Below are 20,351 nucleotides of genomic sequence, written 5' to 3' on the forward strand. Positions count from 1 at the left end.
CCTCCTCATTAATCTTAACCAAATAATTGATGAATCAACTTCTTCGCTTGTTTGACTTCTTTCATACCGTGTATTAATAAGCGACCATTTTGAAAAGCAACAATACGGTAACCATCATATTCAAATTGTAACAAATAGCCATTTGAATGAAATGAAATATGACGCGTTGTTAAATACTCAACTAATTGCTCATAAGTTAAGCCTTCATGTTGATATTGTACTGTATCACGACCGCACATTGCTGCATATTGTGTCACTGAATGATTTAAATATGGATACTCGGGATGTTCTCCACAAGTCGTACACGTCTGACGCTGCATTCGTCCAAAACCGAACACATAGTGCGATCCATCCCATATATCACCATATGTTAACTTAGGTTCGATCGGTGTTTCCGTTAAAATTTTTAAAGCATCTCTCAATTGTAAGCTTGTCGTCATTGTAACGGCAGGTTGGATGACGCCAACTGTATCGCATGTCAGATTCATGGCCGGAATCTGTGGGACTAAACATTGGAAACATGGTGTTTGTCCGGGAATAAACGGTGCTTCTACATATGTACTGCGCACCACCCCACCATATATCCATGGTTTTTGGCATGCAAAGGCAACATCATTGACCATCATGCGCGTTTCAAAGTTATCGGTCGCATCTAATACAAGGTCGACTTGTGGGACCAAATCATTTAGAAAGACACCATCTACGTGATCAATATATGTTACAATTTCAACATCTTCACGAATGGCCTGTAATGCATTTTTTGCCGCAATTACTTTTGGCATTTGTTGACGTGCATCATCTTCTGTAAAGAGTGTTTGACGTTGTAAGTTCGAATACTCAATATAATCGCGATCCACGATATGAAGTTTTCCAATTCCTGCACGTACAAGTCCTTCAGCAAGATGCGTACCTAACGCACCCATTCCTATAATCAATACAGACTTGTGGTTGATTTTCTCCTGTCCGTCTTGACCAATACCATCAAACAGTATTTGTCGTGAATAACGATTATGTGTCATGGCTTTAAACCTTTCTTACTTTAGTAGTCAATTCTCATTATACGTTGTTACATCTATACTCTCAATCAATTAAAACGTATACATTCTCCACCGACAATTAGGCATTTCAATACATTCATTAGGAGTTTTCCCTAAGTTTCTCAAGATACACTTTGCTTAATCTTTTCATCATTCAAAATACATGATGGCTGGTCTAATTCGATATACATAAAAATAAGACACATGCGCGTCATGCAACATGTGCCTCAACCATATTTATCCAATTTGAATAATCTCATGTGCGAGGTGTTGTGCTTCTCGTTGAGAGTGTGTAACAAAAATAATCGGTATTTGCCAAGTATCAAAAATATGTTGAACGAGCATCATGCTCTCTTGTTTAGACACATCATCTAAACTAGAAAAAGGTTCATCTAACAATAATAAATCAGGTTTTGTACTCAAAGCTCTCGCCAATGCTGCACGTTGCTTCTCTCCACCTGAACACCTCGAAGGATACGCATCTAAAATATGACTGATTTTAAGCGCTTCAACTAATGTTTCAATATGTGCGTTAAACTCCGTCATAAACGTAATATTTTGTCGTATCGTCATATGTGGAAACAATTGATAATCTTGAAAGAGATAACCAATATGGCGTTCTCTAATAGGAATATTTTCTCCCTGTTCCATATCTAAAACGGTTCTTCCATTGATACGTACCCAACCTTTATCTGGTGATTGAATGCCCGCAATCATATTGAGACACGTTGTTTTACCGATACCTGATACGCCTCTTAACGCATAAATCTTAGGTGTATCTGTTGCTATTTGAAATGCAATGTCTTTATCATTGATATTCTTTTCCAAATGAATGTCTAGCACCTATCTCACCTCACGATATCGGTCTCTATTGAGCATATTCATCGTTCCCATCACCGTTACTGCAAAGGCAACAAGAATCAGCACCCATAGCCATGCTTGTTGCTCACGTCCTTGTTGAACGAGGAAATAAATCTCTAAAGGTAATGTATTGGTTTTACCTGGAATATATCCTGCAATCATGAGTGTCGCACCGAATTCACCGATTGCACGCGCAAATGCCATCATCGTCCCTGAAATAAGCGCTCGTTTTGATAAAGGTAAAATCAAACGATAGAATATTTTACGTTCAGTGGCCCCCATTGTTCGAGCTGTATTCAACATCTTATCATCAATACTACGAAAACCTTGTACAGCATGTTGATACATTAATGGAAAGCTCACAATTACTGATGCAATAACAGCACCTGTCAATGTAAACACAACTTTAATCCCTAATACCTCTGTTAAAAAATAGCCCACTGGTCCATTTACAGAAAATAAAATAAGGAGTAAGAACCCCATCACTGTTGGTGGCAATACAATTGGTAAGAGCACAAGACTCTCACAAAATTTAATCAAGCGTCCTTGTTTGTTATATAAAATTTTTGCTAGTAATGTGGCAAGGACCACTACAATAACTGTACTGATCATTGCCACGCGTAATGAAATCCAAAACGGTGTAAGTTCTGACATAAATGTGTCACCTAGACTTCAAAATGATATTTTTTTAAAATTTGTTTCGCTTCATCTGACTGCATAAATGTCATCCATTCTTTTGCAGCTTGATTCTCTGTCACAAGACCCATACGGTAGGTAATTGGCTGTTGTAAATCTGCATCCATCACTTTTTCGACACCTTTTTGTTGTTTATCCCCTACATATAAATCTGTCTGATAAACAAACCCCAGTTGAGCATTTCCCTTATCTACATAATTGAGTACTTCACGAACATCTTTCGCATAGACAATTTTTGAGGCAACAGTGTCCCATAACCTATGATCTTCTAAATATTGTTTGGCATATTTACCAGCTGGCACAGATTCTACTTCACCTAACGCCAACTGATCTGTCTCCTGTAAATCTTCAACACTTTTAAGCTTACTACCCTGTTGCTTGATCAATACTAACTTATTTGTTGCATAATCATATGTATCTGTCACTTTCCCTTGATTTTCCAATACATCGATATCTTTTGTATTGGCAGACATCAATATATCTGAAGGCGCACCTTTTTCAATTTGTTGTCTGAGTGCGCCTGAACCACCATAGTTAAATGCTACATCAATATCTTTATGCTGTTTATGAAAAGCCGTTTCTAACTCTTTTGTCACATCTGTTAAACTTGCTGCTGCGGAAACAGTAATTTGACTTTCTGCGGTTTTATCTTTGCTCTCAGATGGTGACGAGCTACACGCTGCCAACAGAAAGGCAAGTGATATACACATGATCCAGATGAATTTAGATTTCAATGTTAACAACTCCTTTTAAACGTAGCCATCTCTTATTCATCATTTTAGCAAATGCCCTATTAAAAAGGCTATTTTTTATTGCATATTATTTCTTAAAGCCTTTCAAATTTATAGAAAAACACTTAAACTAATAGTAATAGAAAACGGTTAAACCGATCGAGAAAAGGGGGCTTATACATGGATCACGATATTCGCTATAATCAAACAATGATACGCTACCAAGATGGTGAACTTATCGAAACAACTGATGACTATGTAACAGAGTTCCCGTTGACAGTCATCGTAAATGGACATGAGTTTGCGACCATTATTTGTAGTCCAAATAACTTAGAAGAACTTGTGTTAGGTTTTTTAGCCTCAGAAGGCGTGATTTTCAAACGTGAAGATTTGTTGCAACTAGAATTAGATGATCAGCGTGGCTATGCACATGTAAAAGTTACAACAGATATTGAAAAGGCAAACTATCTTTCAACCAAGAGAATGGTCGCTTCCTGTTGTGGTAAAAGTAGAGAGTTCTACTTCCAAAATGATGCGGCTATCGCAAAAACATCTATGTCTACAATACAATTATCACCATCGCAAATACTTCACATGATGGCGCAACTACAAGCACACAGTAAGACATTCATTGCAACAGGTGGTCTACATAACGCAGCCATTAGTGATGGCAACGCATTCTATGTTCACCGCCAAGATATCGGGCGTCATAATGCACTCGATAAACTATACGGTTACTGCATTAAACGTCATATTTCTGTACGTGATAAAATCTTAATTTTTAGTGGCCGTATCTCTTCTGAAATATTAATTAAAGCAGCAAAAATCGGTGTAGGTATGATTATTTCTAAGTCAGCACCAACAACACTGGCTGTCCAACTCGCACAGGATTTAAATATTACAGCTATTGGTTTCGTAAGAGAAGGTCACTTCAATATTTACAGCCATCCAGAACGCGTTGACGGTGCACCGAAGCAACTTCCGGCATCACAGCAATGTCGTACATAACGTCAAGCATAATGAAATACACCCCGAAAAATTGAATGATGAATTCAATTTTTCGGGGTGTATTTTTGTACATAGATGGATCTGAAATATATTAAATTTATGCGGTTGGAAGCTGATAACTGGCATCCCAACCTTCTTACCTGTTCAAAGCCGATTGCTTATCGTCTTCTCGGTTTCAATGCTGTTAATCCATGTGCTTTGATAGTCTGTAATAAATATGGCCATGCATTGGTGCTTATCTTAACATCTCTTTGACGCCCTATTCTTTTCATCTGCGCCTCATAGTAACTGACACCAATGATTACGCCCAGCACTTGATCAATCTGAGGGATTTTAGTCGTTAATCGTGGTGTTGACAAGTTTATATTTCCAGTTTTTCGATAAACTTCGACTAAGTCTGATTGTAGAACAAAAGGTCTTGCCAAGCCAATCATTGAGACACCACTCTCAATTGCTTCTTCCATTTGGTCTTTTTTACGAAAGCCTCCTGTTGAAACGATTGGCACATTCGTTAACTCCGATAAAGCAACAGCATAACTTAAAAAGCTTGCACCATTTTCATGTTCACTTCCAAATACTGGTGCCTCATAGTTCCCACCAGAAATTTCAATTAAATCAATGCCTAACTCAGACATTGTTTTAACGACTTGTTGACAATCTTCAAAGCCAAAACCAGTTTCTTTGAAATCAGAAGCATTTAGCTTTAATGCAATTGTGAAATCTGACCCTAAATTTTCTCGTAAACCTTGATAGATTTCAATTAAAAAACGCATACGATTTTCTAAACTACCACCATAGCGGTCTGTACGTTGATTATCTGCTGGCGATAAGAATTGGTTCACAAGATATCCATGAGCCGCATGAATTTGAACCCCTGTAAATCCTGCTTCCTTCGCCTTAATTCCTGCTGAAACAAATTTTTTAATCGTTTCTTTAATTTCAAATGTACTCATTCGACGAGGTGGTCGAAAAGCAGACTTGGCACTTCCAGAAATAGGAACTGCACTTGGTGCAATCGGTACCTGATTCATAGATCGATACATCTGTTTTCCTGGATGATTGAGTTGGAGCCACATAGGTACGCCTTGTGTTTTCCCTGCCTCAGCCAATTTTGAAAATGCTGATATGTCTGATTGGTCATCCAATACGATATTGCCCGGCTCTGCTAAATAACGTCTGTCGACCATGATATTTCCACTTACTATGACACCGATTGACTGTTTAGACCAATGTTTATATAAAGCAATCAACTCATCACTCGGATTGTTCTCTTTATCTCCCATCGTTTCACTCATTGCTGATTTGAAAAAGCGATTTTTTAATTGTGCACCATTCGGCAAGACCAATTCTTCTAATAATGTTTTGTTCATAGTAATCCCTTCCGATAAGCTGCAATCACCTGATCACAGTAATCTATTAATTTCTTTGCTTTAACGTCGTTATAGCCTTTGTTAGAAACACGTTTTAACTTTTTACCATCAAAATATGCACCTGTTATCGATGAAACTTTTTCTGATAAAGCCAAATAGTATCCCGTTTCAATGCCTTGGTCTACATCTTTAGACATGGCTTTCATAAATCGACCAAAAAATGATTTCTGTACTTTTTGATCACTAGAGTCCATGCCAAGATTAGTAGAAATAAGACCTGGATGGTACGTATTCACCGTAATATTTGAACCCTCTCTCTGAAACTGTTGTGCAAGGTAACGCGTTAACCAGATCGTGTAGAGCTTCGCATTGTTATAAGCAAGACCTGGACTATATTTCTTTTCAAATCCAAAGTCCAAATCTCTTACCTTTGCAAAATGATGCATATATGAGGATGTGTTAATAATACGACCTGTTGATGCATTCTCTAATAACGGACGAAGTTCTGTAGCTAAAATATATGGAACTTGTACTGACAACATAAATGTCAATTCGATATTCTCAGCCGTCGCCGTACGTTCAGTTCCTGCATAAAGCCCGGCATTGTTAAAGAGTACATCAATCTTGTCAAAGTCATTTTTAATATGATTAACAAAGTCATATACTTCATCCATTTTAGAAAAATCAGCGCGATAAGCAGTCACAGTACCTTGGGGAGATAATGCCTTAATCTCAGATAAAGTTGCTTCCAATTTCTTAGGGTTTCTACCGTGAATAATCAATTGATGACCCTCTGCTGCAAGTTTTTTAGCTAAATGCTTACCAATTCCATCTGTTGAACCAGTTATAATAATCGTCTTCATTTCTTTATTCTCCTAAAAAATTAATCAATTCTTGTGAAAATGCTTCTGCATATTGAAAAATTGAGCCATGTCCTGTATTAGGGTAGATAATGACACTACTATCCTTAATCTTATCGTTCATATGATATGAATTGACTGTTGGCACTTGCATATCGTGATCTCCATTAACAATTAAAGTAGGCTGTGTAATATACTGTAAATCATCCTTTTCAGACTTACCCCAACGTTTAATGGCTTTTAATTGTGTTAAGAAACCAGGTACATTCATCTCTTTATCAGTGAATGCTTTAGAACGTTCTCCCATACGATTAAGGACTTTATCAGCTTCTCGTCCACCTTCTTCATCATGGTTGTAGAAAATATAACGTTTCGGATCTACTTTCTTAATAGCAGCTTTGATCATAAATTTAAATGTTTTACCAGTGACCTTATCCACTTCCATGCCACCACGTGGTGCTGTATCAGCTAGAATCAAACGATGAACCAGTTGACTGTTCGCTCTGATTATTTCCTGGGCAATCATGCCACCCATAGATAATCCAAGTAAATTAATCTTGTCGTATCCCAACGCTCGAATGATTTCGATTGTCTGCACAGCCATACCTGGAATTGTATCTGCTACCTTACCTTCACTGGCTCCCACACCTGGCAAGTCAAGCACAATAACATGATGTTTTTCAGAAATTAAATCTAATAACTTAGGATCCCAGTTATCAAGTGTTGCAGCAAGATGAACGAGCATCACAATCGGTAAGTCTGACTTACCCTTCCCTACTTCACGATAAGCAATCTGATTCCCATTAACAGTGATATAACTATTTTTTGTTGTAATATATGACATAATATTTCTCCTTTTATTGTTCTTGTATTCGATACAAGAACATGTTATTTGAATTAAAATCTGACTTACTGACAAGTCAGATTCGTGGTCTTTTGGCTGTTTTATAAAGATTATCAATCACATCGTCAAGTGTCTGACGAGATAGTTCTTCTTCCAACTGTTGCTCAATATTTGAAAAGATAGGCTTTATTGCCCCCTCCATGTGCTGACCAACTGGACAATTTTGATTAATATTTTGTGGAATTTCAAAAAGTGTAATCTTGTTAATTTCTTGAGTGGCAAAGTATATCTCAAGTAAAGACATCTGTTCTGGCGACTTGCTTAATTGATATCCAGAGCGTCCTTGTTGCGATTGAATAAGCGCTGCATTTTTCAAAAGGACGATTACTTTACGAATATAACTCGGATTTGTTCCAACACTCTCTGCTAAAGTCTGAGAACTCAACGTTTCTTCACTCTCACTAATCATAGCTAAAATATGCAAAGCCACTGTAAATTTAGTGTCCATATGTGTCCCCTCAATCAACTTGTATTTGATACAAGAACAAGTTTATCATGTTCTATACGTGATAACAAGTCTTTTGTTTTATAGTCTCTTACCATCTAAAACAAACGGTAAAGTTTCATCAATACGATAAGCGTGCATTGCTGACGCATAATCTATCAGTTCGCTGTTAAAGTTGAAGGCATGACGATCATAAAATTCTTGTCTAGCTACTTCATCTGAGAACCCTATAATGATTGAGGCGTGTAAGTGCGCTTCCTTAGGATTGTCATGTGCAACATTCCGCGTATTCCATGTCACCTTATTCCATGGGAGATATACTTGTGAACGTACTTCAGTCACACCAGTTATTTCCGCCATTTGACTAGCTAACTTTTCATTAACAAAGTTTTTGAACTTAGCACGACTTACATTATCTTTTCTGCGAATATAAAAAACATCTCTCACTTTAGTTTCAGAATAAACATTATTTGTATGATACCAACGTGATGAGTATGGTACCCCCATGTGCATTAACGTTCTGCGAAAAACATTAATCTCATCTTCAAATGCTAATGCTGTTTGACGACGACCACCAATAGGAGCAAGTAATTTATTATATGTCACTTCTGCTATTCCATCGATACGACGATCTTCAGGTATGTGCGTCTCCAAATCATCTATCTTCGGCCAGAAACCGTGTTCTGTTTCACTTAAATGTTGCTGTCGATATTCTAAAAGACCCGGAGAAGCTGCAATTATTTGTGCATGTCCTCCTCGCCAATAGTCCATTCCTTCCTGACGAGCTTTATCTTGTCGCATCCATAACAAAATTGAAAGTGAAAATCGTTTATCATAATTTTTTGGCATATTATCAATCCTATAATTAAATTTGTATTCGTATCTGATACAAGAACAAGTTTAGTTGATAGAAATTTATTTTGCAAGACATTTATTTAAATAATTGTTAAATGACATCTAAAAAAGAATGAATCTGGGACATAGTACCCGGTTCCTTCCTTTTGAATATAGATATAAGATTAGTGGCAGTAGGTGTCTAAAGTGAAAATGCGTTTTTGAAAACTTTGGGAGCACTACAAAAATCATAAACATTTATAATGATTTTGTCGTAGTGCCCCTGCAAAGATGATTAGATGTGTGACAAGTTTATTAAGTAAACGTAGTCACATATCAATCAGCTACTGCAAAACTTCTAGTCACCCTTGCCGGGGTGAGACGACGAAATCTTTTATAGTAATAAAGATTTCTGTCCCACTCCCTGATATATATCACTGACTTTTATTCTTTAAGTGCGGAATATTGAAATCCCATATATGTATAGCCTTGCTTTACATACATATCTTTTGCTGTGTCTTCAGCATCTGCCACGAGTATTACTGGTTTTTCTCCTGCCATTCCTCCTACTGCTGCCTGTATACGAGAACCAATACCTTTATAGCGATATTCTGTTAGAACTGCAAAACCATCAATTTCTACAAAGTGTTCACTCTGTATCACATTGATAATACCAATCGGCTTATTCGTTTCATAAGCAATATAATAATGGATTGGATGCGATATATCTGACAAAATATCTTTCATATGGCGACGACATTCTTCAATATACGCTTCGCCATACTCGATACTTAAAGGTGTGAAAACAGAAAAATAATCATCTACGCTTTCTTCAGTAGTCATACGTTCTAAGCGAATTGGTTCCTGTGCTAACTTTCTTAACTGTGCCGCTTCAATCATATAAAGCTCGACACACCCTAATGAAAAACCTTCTGCACGTAAATACTGCAACATATCTATGGATGGTTTAATATCTTGAGGAAAGTCAAAGTTGAGATGTGTGGATCCCTGTGCTTGATGTGCCTCACCTTGCTGAATTATATCATTTTTAAAAGTTAATAAATCTGGCATTTTCTTATAGCACCACTTATTAGCATCAAATTTAAGCGGCCTATCTGGTGTTCGATAATACTTCACTCTGTCATCTTCTTTGACTAATAAACCATCTGTATATATGTGCCCCATTGTGACATTCATTTTATCACCTGCTTTGTTATGATTATGCAGATAGTTGTCTCATGATACGCGCTGTCACTGGATTACGATATAATGCAACTGCAATCAAACTTGCAATCACTGCCTTAATTAAATCACCAGGAATAAACGTCAATGACAGTAATAATGCTTTGTCAATTGGCATATGAATGATGAGCGCCATCACAATTCCACCTACTGCATCAAGGAGAATCACACCATATATCACGATGATAGCAAGTGTGCGTCCAAAGTTTAGTTTATCATAGTGGTGATCACGCGCCCATCCGATTAAAAATGCAACAATAACATACATGCCTAGATAGCCTGCTGATGGTCCTAAAAATACACCAAAACCACCACGTCCTCCTGATAATAAAGGCGCGCCAGCCATCACAAGTAATAAAAAGACAATAACACTTAATACGCCATACTTACGTCCGAGTATAATTCCTGCTAAAAAGACACCCACATTTTGTAACACAATTGGTACAGGGATAAACGGCAATGGAATCGCTGGAACAAGCCCCATTACTGCAATGATGGCTGTCATTAAGGCTGCGTAAACTAAATATTTTGTATTCAATAAGAGTTCCTCCAGTATATACGAAAATCAGAACCTGCCATTTTGCTTTAAGATTCTATGCCGTATTATACCACCATAGTAAACTTTAAGTCTATAAAAGTTTACAATTGAGAAACTGCACCTAATAGTGCGGCATTATTTTGTAATTGCGCTACACTGATTTCAGCGTGCCCATAATCTTTTGGCAAATATTTCTTTACTTGTGGCACAATCAGATTTAGTAATCGATCTCCTTGTGCAGAAATACCACCACCAATAATAATCTCTTGGGGATCATACATAATTTGAATTTCTGCAATACCACGCGCGACTTCTGCAGCCCACTGCTTTAACTCATTTTGTGCACTTGCATCACCAGCACTCGCCATTTCAAACCAATCTGGAATAGGGAGATACGGATACCCATTATCAGTTAACTGCCGCTTTAAGCCGTTTGTTGACGCACGTTGCTCATAGTTGGTATCTGTTTCAGGATCATAAAGTAAATTCCCAATTTGATTTGGTCGATGACGTGCCCCTGTCATTAATCCAAATGCTTTATGATAGTAACTTCCACCAATCCCTGTGCCTAAGGTTAAACAAAACATGCTCTCTATATCATCTGAGCGTACTGTTCGTTCACCGAGTAATGCTGCATCTACATCATTATAGACATGTAGTTCCTCTACATAAGGTGATAAGTGCGCTTCAAAATCCGTACCTGTATAATCTAAAATATTGGGATTAGCATATGCGATTTTACGTTGTTCACGGTTTACAGCACCTGCTGTTGAAATGCCTACTCGAATATTTTCCAATTGATGTTGGTGCTTAAATGCCTCTAATTGTTTTTTTACTTCTTTTATAATCGCATCATCCTGATTTACTGGCGTACGTACTTTTTGATAGTGAGAAAGCGAACCGTCCTTTGCTACAATAGCTGATTTAATGTAAGTTCCACCGATATCAAATGCGATGTTCGTCATAGTATTCTGCCCCTTTCATAAGATGATCTGTCAGTAATGCTTTCGCTTTAAGGTAATCTTTCATTTCTAATGCTTCATATATTTGTTGATGTTCCAGCATACTTTTTAAATTTTGTGCCTCTGATGTTTCAATCGGTGTACGATAAAAATAAGCATGTACAACGGCACTCATTTGCTTAAACAGTTCTGAATCGACTGCCATTAATATTTGTGCATGAAATGCTCGATCAGCTTCACTATCAAATTGTTCAACATCATCAATCAATGTTTGTGCAATACCTTCAATAGATGCTTGTTCTCTTTCAATCACGTCTATCGCAGCAAGTTCAAATGTAAGACGCAACATCATCAAGTCTTTTAAATTCCCTTGTGACACTTGAAAACTAAACAAAAACCCTTCTATTAATGGTCGAATATCTTGTTCTTTAACTAATGTTCCACGACCTTGTACACTTTCTGTCACACCTGTATTTTCAAGATAACTTAATGCCTCTCTAATGACAGAGCGACTCACTTGATAATCTTCAGCAAGTCGACGTTCAGTAGGCAACTTATCCCCTACTTGCAAATTTTCCTTAATAATATAATCTTTAATTTTTTCAACTACAATTTGTTTCAAACTCTGACGTGACGTTATCTTATCGATAGATTCCACTTTACCCATTCCTCTTTCAATCATATTTTGAATGATTTATTTCACTTATATACCTACGATCGTAACAAGCAATCACATTTTTGCAAATAGAATTTGTTCAACTTAAATTCTAATCACTGCTCTTACAAGCTCGTGGTGTCAGTGTTCGACAAGCAGAATTCTTGGTAGAACTTCATCGCTCTGATTCTACTCAAACCGAAATCGCTCCTTTCATAATCTCTGTTTATGCATTACTTGATTATTTTTTATCTTTTATGTTGACCTACAGTTTGTTAACGCTTACAATTAAATTATAAATTGGTCAGACCAATGTGGCAAATAAAAATTTTTGGAGGGCTTTTTGTGAATAATGAATTAAAAGGTTTATATGCAGCATTACTCGTACCATTTGATGAAGCTGGACAATTGAAAGAAGCTGGACTCCGCCAAATCGTTAGAAATGCAATTGATGTTCAAAAATTAGATGGTTTATACGTTAACGGAAGTTCTGGAGAAAACTTCTTAATGAATACAGAACAAAAGAAAGAAGTTTTCCGAATCGCAAAAGATGAGGCAAAAGATGCGATTCGCCTTATTGCACAAGTCGGTTCATTAGATCTAAATGAAGCAATTGAACTTGGTAAATATGCAACAGAGTTAGGTTATGATGCACTCTCTGCTGTCACACCGTTCTATTATCCATTTACATTTGAAGAAATTCGTGATTATTACTTCAAAATTATCGAAGCAACACAAAACAATATGATCATTTATTCTATTCCAGGCCTTACTGGTGTGAATATTTCAATTCAGCAATTTGAATCTTTATTCGAAAATGAACATATCATCGGTGTAAAATACACAGCACCTGACTTCTATTTATTAGAACGTTTACGCAAAGCATTCCCTGACAAACTTATCTTCTCAGGATTTGATGAAATGCTTGTACAAGCTGCTATTTCCGGGGTTGATGGTGCGATTGGTTCAACGTACAACATCAATGGTGTGCGCGCTCGTGAAACATTTGAAGCTGCGCAAAACGGCGATGTGGCACGCGCATACGAACTACAACATGAAACAAACGATATTATTGAATCAGTGATCGCAATGGGACTTTATCCAACACTTAAAGCATTTTTATCTGAAAAAGGAATTGATACAGGCTTACCGAAAGCACCATTCCACCCATTTGATGAAAAACATCGTCCAGTCCTTAAAGATTTAATTGCTAAATACAATCTATAAAATACAGCTATAAAAAATGATTTTTTAATATTTCTGATTGTCTATTCGGAAAGAGATAGCATATAAGTATACACAACATACTTCTGAATATTTGCCTTATCTCTTTCCTTTTTACTAACTTTATATGTTAACGCTTACATTCATTGCTTATTAAGCTGCTTTATGAAAGGGGTTTTTACTTTGGAAACAATTGGTTTTGGTTTTTGGAACTGGGTTGCGCTAGTTCTCTACTTATTACTTATATTATGTATTGGTGCGTTCTTTACAAAGCGTGCCGGTAAAGATACAGACAGCTTCTTTACAGCGAGTGGTCGTTTGCCAGCTTGGGTTGTCGGTTTCTCTATTTATGCTACAACATTAAGTGCGATTACATTTATGTCCACACCAGAGAAATCATTCCTAACAGATTGGTCTTATATTGCGGGTAATGTGGCAATTGTCGCGATTATTCCTTTACTCATTTATTTCTACATTCCATTCTTTAAAAAGTTACGTGTAACATCAGCGTATGAATATTTAGAAGCACGTTTTAATCCTGCCGTTCGTGTGATTGGTTCTTTACTTTTCGTCCTTTTCCATTTAGGACGTATTGCGATTGTTATTTACTTACCAACACTTGCGATTACATCTGTATCAGATATTAATCCATATGTTGTTGCAAGCTTAGTAGGTCTCTTATGTATTCTTTATACATTCCTTGGTGGTTTTGAAGGGGTTGTATGGAGTGACTTTATCCAAGGTATCATCTTATTAGGTGGTGCACTTGTTATTATCATCATTGGTATTACACATATTGACGGTGGATTCTCTTCTGTTATCAGTGATGCAGTAGAAAATAAAAAATTAATCAGTATGGACAACTGGAAAATGAATGCAACAGCTGCTGCAATTCCAATCATTTTCTTAGGAAGTATATTCAACAACTTACAACAATACACTGCTAGCCAAGATGTTGTTCAACGCTATCAAGCATCTGAATCACTTAAAGAAACATCACAATCTATTTGGACAAATGGACTTTTAGCGATCATTTCAGCACCACTCTTTTACGGTATGGGAACTGTGCTATATGTTTTCTATGCACAACATCAAACATTGCCAGAAAACTTTAATACATCATCTATCGTACCGTATTTCATCTTAACTGAAATGCCACCATTTGTTGCTGGTTTGCTCATTGCAGCCATCTTTGCAGCAGCACAATCAACCATTTCTTCAAGTTTAAACTCGATTGCAGCTTGTCTGTCTGTCGATATTAAACAGCGCTTTTTCGGTAAGAAGAGTAAAAAAGCAGAAGTACGCTTTGCACGTTTTGCAACAGTTGCCGTTGGTTTAATTGGTATGCTTATTTCACTTTATCTTATTGCAGCAGACTCAAATGATGTTTGGGACTTATTCTTATTGATTACTGGACTGTTTGGTGTACCGATTGCGGGTATTTTTGCAGTAGGTATCTTCACAAAACGTACACACGGTGTGGGTGTTATTATCGGTATCATCGTAGCAGTGATCGCAAGCTACTTCTTACAAGGTATCGGTGGTGCAGGTTCACCATTCTACGTATCGATTTTAGCATTTGTGATTGCGTTTGTAGTGGCTTATGTAGCAAGTCTTATTATTCCACAACCTAAGAAAGATATTTCTGGTCTTACTATTTTCGACAAACATGGTGAAGTAACTTATCGATCAAAACAGCATTAAAATTGAATAAAAAAAAGAGGCAATCGCCTCTTTTTTATTTATTCATTAATTGTTCTTTTAAGCCTTTGCGCATGATATCCAATGTGTACGGATCGTTATACCAGTAAACATTTGAATCTACTTTGATGACACGGTCATTTTTAACAGCAGGTAAGTTTTTCCACATATCTGTTTGTTGGAATTCTGGTTCAGCTGAACCTTTTGCTTGAGCACTGACAACAACGTCTCCCGCATATTTTGAAACTTCTTCTTTAGAGATTTCTTTCCATCCATCTTTTTCTGTCGCTTTTTCTAATTCAGTAGGCATTTTTAAACCAAATGCTTGATAAATAACTTCGCTTCCACGACCCCAGTTTTTACCGTAAGCATAGATTTTTTTATCGAAGTCTTCAAAGATTGAAACGGTTGTATCTTCACCAAGATGTTTCTTGATATCTTTACCATCTTTTTGTGTTTGTTTTTCCCAATCCGCTTTCCATTCTTTCACTTTATCTTCTTTGCCAACAATTTTACCAAGTAATTCTTGTTGTTCAACATAGTTATATTGACCATAATCAATCGCAAGTGTTGGTGCAATTTTCTCTAACTTTTTAACATTTTTATCTGTGTTATAAGTTAAGATTAAGTCTGGTTTTAATGTTGCTACTTTTTCAACATCTTCTGCGCCAATTTTTTCTACATTTTTAAAGTGTTTTTCTAATACTGGGCTTTGATCAACACTTTCAACAACGCCTTTAACATTGGCATCTAAATATTTAAGTCCACCCGCATATGTTGGTGCTAATACAACAATACGTTTTGGATCTTTAGGAATATCTACTTTTTGTGAACCATCTGCTGTTTTTAATTCAAGTGCTTTCATATCCGCCTTAGACTTCTCACCGTCACCACTTTGGCCACATGCAGCAAGAACAAAAACAAGCGCTAGTAAAGAAAATAGTAATCTTTTCATCAATACATCTCCCGTCATTTAATTGATAATGATTATCATTGTTATTATATTTTGTTTTATTGTTTATTGCAATCATTTTTTCAAAAAAATAACAGATAGCTAAAAGAGGGATACCCCTTCACTATCTGTTCTATATAATAAATGTTCTTCAGCAACTGATGTTAACGATTGTCATGACTTTCTGGGAGCGTTCTCACCCATGTAAATAGTGCGATTGTTTGGATTGCCAACATAATCACCAAACCGATACGCACCCATAAGATATCTACCATCCAAATAGAAAAGCCGACAACGAGGTACACACTAAGCAATAACTGTATCTTTTTGCGCATAGTATAGCCCCTATATTTACGGAAATCTTCTACATACGCTTGATATAGACGTGTTTTCACTAACCAATCATGCAGACGATCTGAACTTTTGGCAAAACAGATCACTGCAACCAATAAAAATGGTGTTGTTGGTAATAGAGGTAATACGGCTCCAGCAAATCCGAGTAGTGTAAAAATGACGCCAACCGGTACTAATAATAACCGCATAGATATTCTCCTTTAATAGAATACCTTCATTATATAGATGGTTATAGTAACTTTCAATCTCATCCTTATGATTGGACGTCTCTTATTGTGTTCACATACCAGTTACTAACACATTATTTCAACTATTTTTAATGTTGTTCACGTCGTTCTTCTAAGACACCACGTGCAATATTCGTATACGCCATATCTTCCATAGGCGGGTTATGCAATCCAGCACGCATGTCACGGTAATAGCGTTGTAAAGGTCTGTCCATTTCAAGACTCTTTGCACCAACAATACGCATTGCGATGTCCACAACATCTAATCCTTCATTCATAACGATGATTTTGCTCGCTGATGTTTCAGCTGCAATATTATCATTCTCACCTAAATTTTGATACGCGCGAGCTGTACTCCATAACATATGGCGTGCAGCAATGAGTTTTGTTTCCATTTTACCTAAGTTTTGTTGTACAACAGGTAAATCACTAATGGTACCCTCAATACTATTCGGGCTATGCGTTAAGCTGAAATCAACTGCATAATCACGTGCTGCTTGGGCAATACCTAAATAAGTACTTGGAATGTGCAATAGCCAACCATTTTGATACTTAGGTCCTTCTCCTTTAATTTCCACCAAATATTTTTCGTGAACTTTCACATCATTTAAGATTAAGTCATGGCTTTCAGTTGCTCTCATACCTACAACATTCCAGTTATCTGCTACTTCCAGTCCTTCTGCTTCTTTTGGAATATAGAAGAAACCAACTTTTTCTTTATGAGGAATATAAGCTGCAACGATCACATGTGTTAAACCAAGGCTCATCGATGTGAATGTTTTAACACCATTCAATGTATACGTGTCACCCTCTAATGTAGCATGTGTACTTGGTCTACCACCACGTGTTGGACTACCTGTTTCCGCTTCACTCACTGCACGGTTAATTAAAGCACCTGTTTTAACAGCCTCTGCAAATTCATCTAATACTTCTTTATCCCATAATTGTCTTTCAAAGAGTTCACCAACAAGTCCTACGTGCCACCCAATTGAAAGTGCTGTTGCACCATCCATAGATCCTAGGACTGTTTGTAAAACGACCATATCTTCGAGTGTTGCACCTGCACCACCATATTCTTTTGGTAATGTCAATTGCGTGTATCCTGAGTCAACAAGCCATTGAATGTTCTCATATGGAAAGCGACTTTGTTCGTCATTTGATTGTGCATATGACTGAAATTTCTCGCGTTGTTGCTCTAACTTTTGAATCCACTCGCGTTGTATTTCTGTTTGAACTAATACCGATTTCATTATTACATTCACAACCTTTATTCTTAGTTATTCACTCAACATTATAATACATTTTACTCGGAATTCCTATCCCTCTCTTAAAAGCCATATGATTGACACAAATACAAAATAAAAAACTGAGGTATCAAAAAGAAAACCTGAGATTGGGACAAAATCCTACCTTTAGATCGCCATTTATTAGTTTCTTGGCGTACTCATTGATCATGTCTCAACCTCAGCTCTTTTACCTCAGTTCCTATAAATCTTTGAAGTATTTAAATACTATTAAAATAATGCCTCAATTTTTTCAAACAATGCATCCATTTTTCGGTATTGCGTTTTATTGACCTCTACAATAACTGTACGTTCATCTTGTTCATTTCTTTTTTTCGATAAAATCCTAATTCTTTTAACTTTTGAAGTGCTTTTGTAATGTAATATGGTTTGAATTCCGAAGCGCGTATGATGTCTTTGACGTTGTATGAAGCCGCACGATTCTCATGAATAAATGTCAAAATGAATAACTCTTCATATGTCAAATTAAATTGACGCTTGATTGCTGATTGTAAATTTTTAGACGTGTAACTAATGATCATCAAATCTTTCATATCTTTAACAGCGTATTTTTCCATATTGTTCCCCCCATATATACCTTTAAGTTGAAGAAAGGTATATTAAATACAATTACAAACTATATAAACATATAAGTTTAAATGTTTTGTTACTATATTTTAAATTTAATTCACTTGATTATCAATATTTCGCCTTTTAATTTTCAGTTTATTTTCATCTTAAATTTCACTTCACATTTATTAAATTTAGAGTTATAATTTTCTATTTTAGACACTTGTTTTTATGTATTATTGCTTTTTCAGTACAAACAAAAAATAGAGCAGGATAGAAACCTTTTTGCTTTAAAAGATTTCCATCCTACTCTATTTAGGAGCTAAACACTGTGGCTCAGCGCCTTTCCTATGATTCATTATTTTTTTGAAGTGAATGTATCTACTAAGCTCAAACCAGCAAGTTGTGCAACATCAATTGCATGTTGAGCGCCTTCTTTACCATGACCTGCTTGTAAATGTTTCGTAATCGCAACGCCCATCACACCTAAAGTGATGATTGAACCAAGTTGTGAGAAACGTTTACTAAAAATACTTAAACCTAGTAAACCTGCGGCAGCCGCTTCCGCAGCCCCTACTACTTTTACTAATTCTGATTGTAAGTTAAATTGTTCAAATGCTTGTTTCATCCCTTCGTCACCTTTTAACTTAGGTTGTGCTGCATCGAACATTTCTTTTGCTACTTTTAAGTTTGTTGCATATCTTGTAATCATATTATTTCTCTCCTTCTTTATCTAAAAAATATTGATCTACCATTGGTTTTACCTCTTCACCCAATAAGCGAATGGCATTCATCGTACGTTCATGAGGCATAGATCCGATTGGCAAGTGTAGCATAAAACGCGTAATGCCTAATGCTTCCACCGTATCAATAATTTTTTGTGCGACTGTTTCAGGACTTCCGACATACATCGCACCTTCTGGACCGACTTCTCTTTGATAGTGTTCCATTGTAAAAGGTGGCCATCCACGTTCTTTTGCTAAAACATTATGATGCTGTTCTGTTGGTCGGTAAAACTCACGTTGCGCTTGTTCATCTGTTTCAGCAATGTAACCCCATGAATGTGTTGCCACTTGTAATTGATTCGCATCAAAACCTGCTGATTCAGCTGCTGCTCTATACATCGCAACATTTCGCGCAAAACGTCTTGGATTCCCTCCAATAATTGCATAAGTAATCGGTAGACCTAAGCGTCCTGCTTTTAACGACGATTCTGGTGTCCCACCTGTCGCCAACCAAATAGGTAGCTCTTTTTGCACAGCACGTGGATAGACACCTCGTCCATCGATACTCGGACGTAGCTGACCGTCCCAATGAATCACTGCTTGCTTATTAATCATCATCAACAACTCTAACTTCTCATCGAAGAGTTGTTGGTAATGATTTAAATCATAACCAAAAAGCGGAAATGATTCAATAAATGAGCCTCGCCCTGCCATTATTTCCGCACGTCCATTGGAAAGGCCATCAATCGTTGCAAATTGTTGATATACACGTACAGGATCATCAGATGATAAAACTGTTACGGCTGATGATAATTTAATATGATCTGTTACTACCGCTGCCGCAGCAAGTACCGTCCCAGGATCTGACACAGCATAATCAGGTCGATGATGTTCTCCTAATCCATAGACATCCAAGCCAACTTCATCGGCAAGTTTAATTTCCTCTACAATATTTCGAATACGTTCATCATTTGAAATAGCGGGTGTATGCCCATTTTCTGTATAAATATCTTGATTATCACCAAATGATGTTAAACCAATTTCTACTTTTGTCACGTGTGTATCCCTCACTTTCTATTTAAGTATATTTTTTATACCTAGATTATAGGCCCCTATTTCAGTCCTGTCAATATCTTAGTTCAACATACATATAAAAAGTGCGATACCCCACA

21 protein-coding genes and 1 pseudogene are annotated in these 20,351 nt (G+C 36.7%); 3 read left to right on the forward strand and 19 right to left on the reverse strand.

All coding sequences use genetic code 11. The features are described from left to right. Positions 1-14 precede the first annotated feature (14 nt). The 4 genes from MUA88_RS09230 to modA form a co-directional block, all read right to left on the reverse strand. A complete protein-coding gene (locus MUA88_RS09230) occupies positions 15-1,019 on the reverse strand; it encodes a ThiF family adenylyltransferase (protein ID WP_262603863.1) in 1,005 nt (334 codons plus the stop codon). Positions 1,020-1,274: 255 nt separating this feature from the next. Beyond that, positions 1,275-1,880, reverse strand: a complete 606-nt coding sequence (locus MUA88_RS09235; RefSeq protein WP_262609150.1) for an ATP-binding cassette domain-containing protein — start codon at positions 1,878-1,880, stop codon at positions 1,275-1,277. Then, positions 1,881-2,552, reverse strand: a complete 672-nt coding sequence (gene modB / locus MUA88_RS09240) for a molybdate ABC transporter permease subunit (RefSeq protein WP_262603865.1) — start codon at positions 2,550-2,552, stop codon at positions 1,881-1,883. 11 nt (positions 2,553-2,563) lie between these two features. Beyond that, positions 2,564-3,328 carry a molybdate ABC transporter substrate-binding protein gene (modA, locus tag MUA88_RS09245; RefSeq protein WP_262605444.1) on the reverse strand — a complete coding sequence of 255 codons (765 nt, stop codon included), beginning with the start codon at positions 3,326-3,328 and terminating at the stop codon, positions 2,564-2,566. A gap of 177 nt (positions 3,329-3,505) precedes the next feature. On the opposite strand from modA, the gene fdhD reads away from it, so the two are divergent. Beyond that, positions 3,506-4,333, forward strand: coding sequence for a formate dehydrogenase accessory sulfurtransferase FdhD (gene fdhD / locus MUA88_RS09250; RefSeq protein ID WP_262605445.1), 828 nt, complete (start codon positions 3,506-3,508; stop codon positions 4,331-4,333). 158 nt (positions 4,334-4,491) lie between these two features. Here fdhD and MUA88_RS09255 read toward each other — a convergent pair whose 3' ends face one another. The 9 genes from MUA88_RS09255 to MUA88_RS09295 all read right to left on the reverse strand — a co-directional run bounded on the left by MUA88_RS09255 (position 4,492) and on the right by MUA88_RS09295 (position 12,155). After that, complete coding sequence (locus tag MUA88_RS09255; RefSeq protein WP_262603868.1) at positions 4,492-5,703, reverse strand: NADH:flavin oxidoreductase/NADH oxidase family protein; 1,212 nt, start codon at positions 5,701-5,703, stop codon at positions 4,492-4,494. Continuing rightward, positions 5,700-6,566, reverse strand: a complete 867-nt coding sequence (locus tag MUA88_RS09260) for an SDR family NAD(P)-dependent oxidoreductase (RefSeq protein ID WP_262603869.1) — start codon at positions 6,564-6,566, stop codon at positions 5,700-5,702. Before MUA88_RS09260 ends, MUA88_RS09255 begins: the two co-directional genes overlap by 4 nt. A 4-nt stretch (positions 6,567-6,570) precedes the next feature. Further along, a complete protein-coding gene (locus MUA88_RS09265; RefSeq protein WP_262605446.1) occupies positions 6,571-7,407 on the reverse strand; it encodes an alpha/beta fold hydrolase in 837 nt (278 codons plus the stop codon). 76 nt (positions 7,408-7,483) lie between these two features. Beyond that, positions 7,484-7,915, reverse strand: a complete 432-nt coding sequence (locus MUA88_RS09270; protein ID WP_262603871.1) for an Rrf2 family transcriptional regulator — start codon at positions 7,913-7,915, stop codon at positions 7,484-7,486. Between the two features lie 78 nt (positions 7,916-7,993). Then, positions 7,994-8,761, reverse strand: coding sequence for a hypothetical protein (locus tag MUA88_RS09275; RefSeq protein WP_262605447.1), 768 nt, complete (start codon positions 8,759-8,761; stop codon positions 7,994-7,996). Positions 8,762-9,190: 429 nt separating this feature from the next. Next, positions 9,191-9,943: a GNAT family N-acetyltransferase gene (locus tag MUA88_RS09280; RefSeq protein WP_262603874.1), complete on the reverse strand. Its 753-nt coding sequence runs from the start codon at positions 9,941-9,943 to the stop codon at positions 9,191-9,193. 22 nt (positions 9,944-9,965) lie between these two features. Then, the gene (locus MUA88_RS09285) at positions 9,966-10,526 is read right to left on the reverse strand and encodes a biotin transporter BioY (protein ID WP_262603875.1); all 561 of its coding nucleotides are present in this window, start codon (positions 10,524-10,526) and stop codon (positions 9,966-9,968) included. A 101-nt stretch (positions 10,527-10,627) separates the two neighbouring features. Continuing rightward, positions 10,628-11,491 (reverse strand): ROK family protein, encoded by an 864-nt coding sequence (locus MUA88_RS09290; protein WP_262605448.1) that lies wholly within the window; start codon positions 11,489-11,491, stop codon positions 10,628-10,630. Beyond that, positions 11,472-12,155 (reverse strand): FadR/GntR family transcriptional regulator, encoded by a 684-nt coding sequence (locus MUA88_RS09295; protein WP_262605449.1) that lies wholly within the window; start codon positions 12,153-12,155, stop codon positions 11,472-11,474. Before MUA88_RS09295 ends, MUA88_RS09290 begins: the two co-directional genes overlap by 20 nt. A 333-nt stretch (positions 12,156-12,488) precedes the next feature. On the opposite strand from MUA88_RS09295, the gene MUA88_RS09300 reads away from it, so the two are divergent. Then, positions 12,489-13,370 (forward strand): N-acetylneuraminate lyase, encoded by an 882-nt coding sequence (locus tag MUA88_RS09300; protein WP_262603878.1) that lies wholly within the window; start codon positions 12,489-12,491, stop codon positions 13,368-13,370. A gap of 180 nt (positions 13,371-13,550) precedes the next feature. Further along, on the forward strand, positions 13,551-15,071 hold the full coding sequence (locus tag MUA88_RS09305) for a sodium:solute symporter family protein (RefSeq protein WP_262605450.1): 1,521 nt from the start codon (positions 13,551-13,553) through the stop codon (positions 15,069-15,071). 34 nt (positions 15,072-15,105) lie between these two features. On the opposite strand, the gene MUA88_RS09310 is transcribed toward MUA88_RS09305, so the two are convergent. The 6 genes and pseudogenes from MUA88_RS09310 to MUA88_RS09335 all read right to left on the reverse strand — a co-directional run bounded on the left by MUA88_RS09310 (position 15,106) and on the right by MUA88_RS09335 (position 20,235). Continuing rightward, entirely contained in the window at positions 15,106-16,023 is a 918-nt protein-coding gene (locus MUA88_RS09310; RefSeq protein WP_262603880.1) for an ABC transporter substrate-binding protein, read from the reverse strand. Between the two features lie 161 nt (positions 16,024-16,184). Continuing rightward, entirely contained in the window at positions 16,185-16,562 is a 378-nt protein-coding gene (locus MUA88_RS09315; RefSeq protein WP_262603881.1) for a YbaN family protein, read from the reverse strand. Positions 16,563-16,690: 128 nt separating this feature from the next. Next, positions 16,691-17,851, reverse strand: coding sequence for an acyl-CoA dehydrogenase family protein (locus MUA88_RS09320; RefSeq protein ID WP_262603882.1), 1,161 nt, complete (start codon positions 17,849-17,851; stop codon positions 16,691-16,693). Positions 17,852-18,115: 264 nt separating this feature from the next. Further along, positions 18,116-18,462, reverse strand: a pseudogene (locus tag MUA88_RS09325) (transcriptional regulator, SarA/Rot family). A gap of 350 nt (positions 18,463-18,812) precedes the next feature. Beyond that, complete coding sequence (locus MUA88_RS09330; protein WP_262605451.1) at positions 18,813-19,166, reverse strand: DoxX family protein; 354 nt, start codon at positions 19,164-19,166, stop codon at positions 18,813-18,815. Between the two features lies 1 nt (position 19,167). Then, positions 19,168-20,235, reverse strand: coding sequence for an LLM class flavin-dependent oxidoreductase (locus MUA88_RS09335; protein ID WP_262603885.1), 1,068 nt, complete (start codon positions 20,233-20,235; stop codon positions 19,168-19,170). Positions 20,236-20,351 lie beyond the last annotated feature (116 nt).

The organism is Staphylococcus sp. IVB6240 (genome assembly GCF_025558425.1).
Taxonomy (GTDB): domain Bacteria; phylum Bacillota; class Bacilli; order Staphylococcales; family Staphylococcaceae; genus Staphylococcus.

Coding starts and splice junctions, on each gene's coding strand:
- MUA88_RS09230 (WP_262603863.1), bottom strand. CDS start 1,019: ATGACACATAATCGTTATTCACGACAAATACTGTTTGATGGTATTGGT.
- modB (WP_262603865.1), bottom strand. CDS start 2,552: ATGTCAGAACTTACACCGTTTTGGATTTCATTACGCGTGGCAATGATC.
- fdhD (WP_262605445.1), top strand. CDS start 3,506: ATGGATCACGATATTCGCTATAATCAAACAATGATACGCTACCAAGAT.
- MUA88_RS09255 (WP_262603868.1), bottom strand. CDS start 5,703: ATGAACAAAACATTATTAGAAGAATTGGTCTTGCCGAATGGTGCACAA.
- MUA88_RS09260 (WP_262603869.1), bottom strand. CDS start 6,566: ATGAAGACGATTATTATAACTGGTTCAACAGATGGAATTGGTAAGCAT.
- MUA88_RS09265 (WP_262605446.1), bottom strand. CDS start 7,407: ATGTCATATATTACAACAAAAAATAGTTATATCACTGTTAATGGGAAT.
- MUA88_RS09270 (WP_262603871.1), bottom strand. CDS start 7,915: ATGGACACTAAATTTACAGTGGCTTTGCATATTTTAGCTATGATTAGT.
- MUA88_RS09275 (WP_262605447.1), bottom strand. CDS start 8,761: ATGCCAAAAAATTATGATAAACGATTTTCACTTTCAATTTTGTTATGG.
- MUA88_RS09280 (WP_262603874.1), bottom strand. CDS start 9,943: ATGAATGTCACAATGGGGCACATATATACAGATGGTTTATTAGTCAAA.
- MUA88_RS09290 (WP_262605448.1), bottom strand. CDS start 11,491: ATGACGAACATCGCATTTGATATCGGTGGAACTTACATTAAATCAGCT.
- MUA88_RS09295 (WP_262605449.1), bottom strand. CDS start 12,155: ATGGGTAAAGTGGAATCTATCGATAAGATAACGTCACGTCAGAGTTTG.
- MUA88_RS09310 (WP_262603880.1), bottom strand. CDS start 16,023: ATGAAAAGATTACTATTTTCTTTACTAGCGCTTGTTTTTGTTCTTGCT.
- MUA88_RS09315 (WP_262603881.1), bottom strand. CDS start 16,562: ATGCGGTTATTATTAGTACCGGTTGGCGTCATTTTTACACTACTCGGA.
- MUA88_RS09320 (WP_262603882.1), bottom strand. CDS start 17,851: ATGAAATCGGTATTAGTTCAAACAGAAATACAACGCGAGTGGATTCAA.
- MUA88_RS09330 (WP_262605451.1), bottom strand. CDS start 19,166: ATGATTACAAGATATGCAACAAACTTAAAAGTAGCAAAAGAAATGTTC.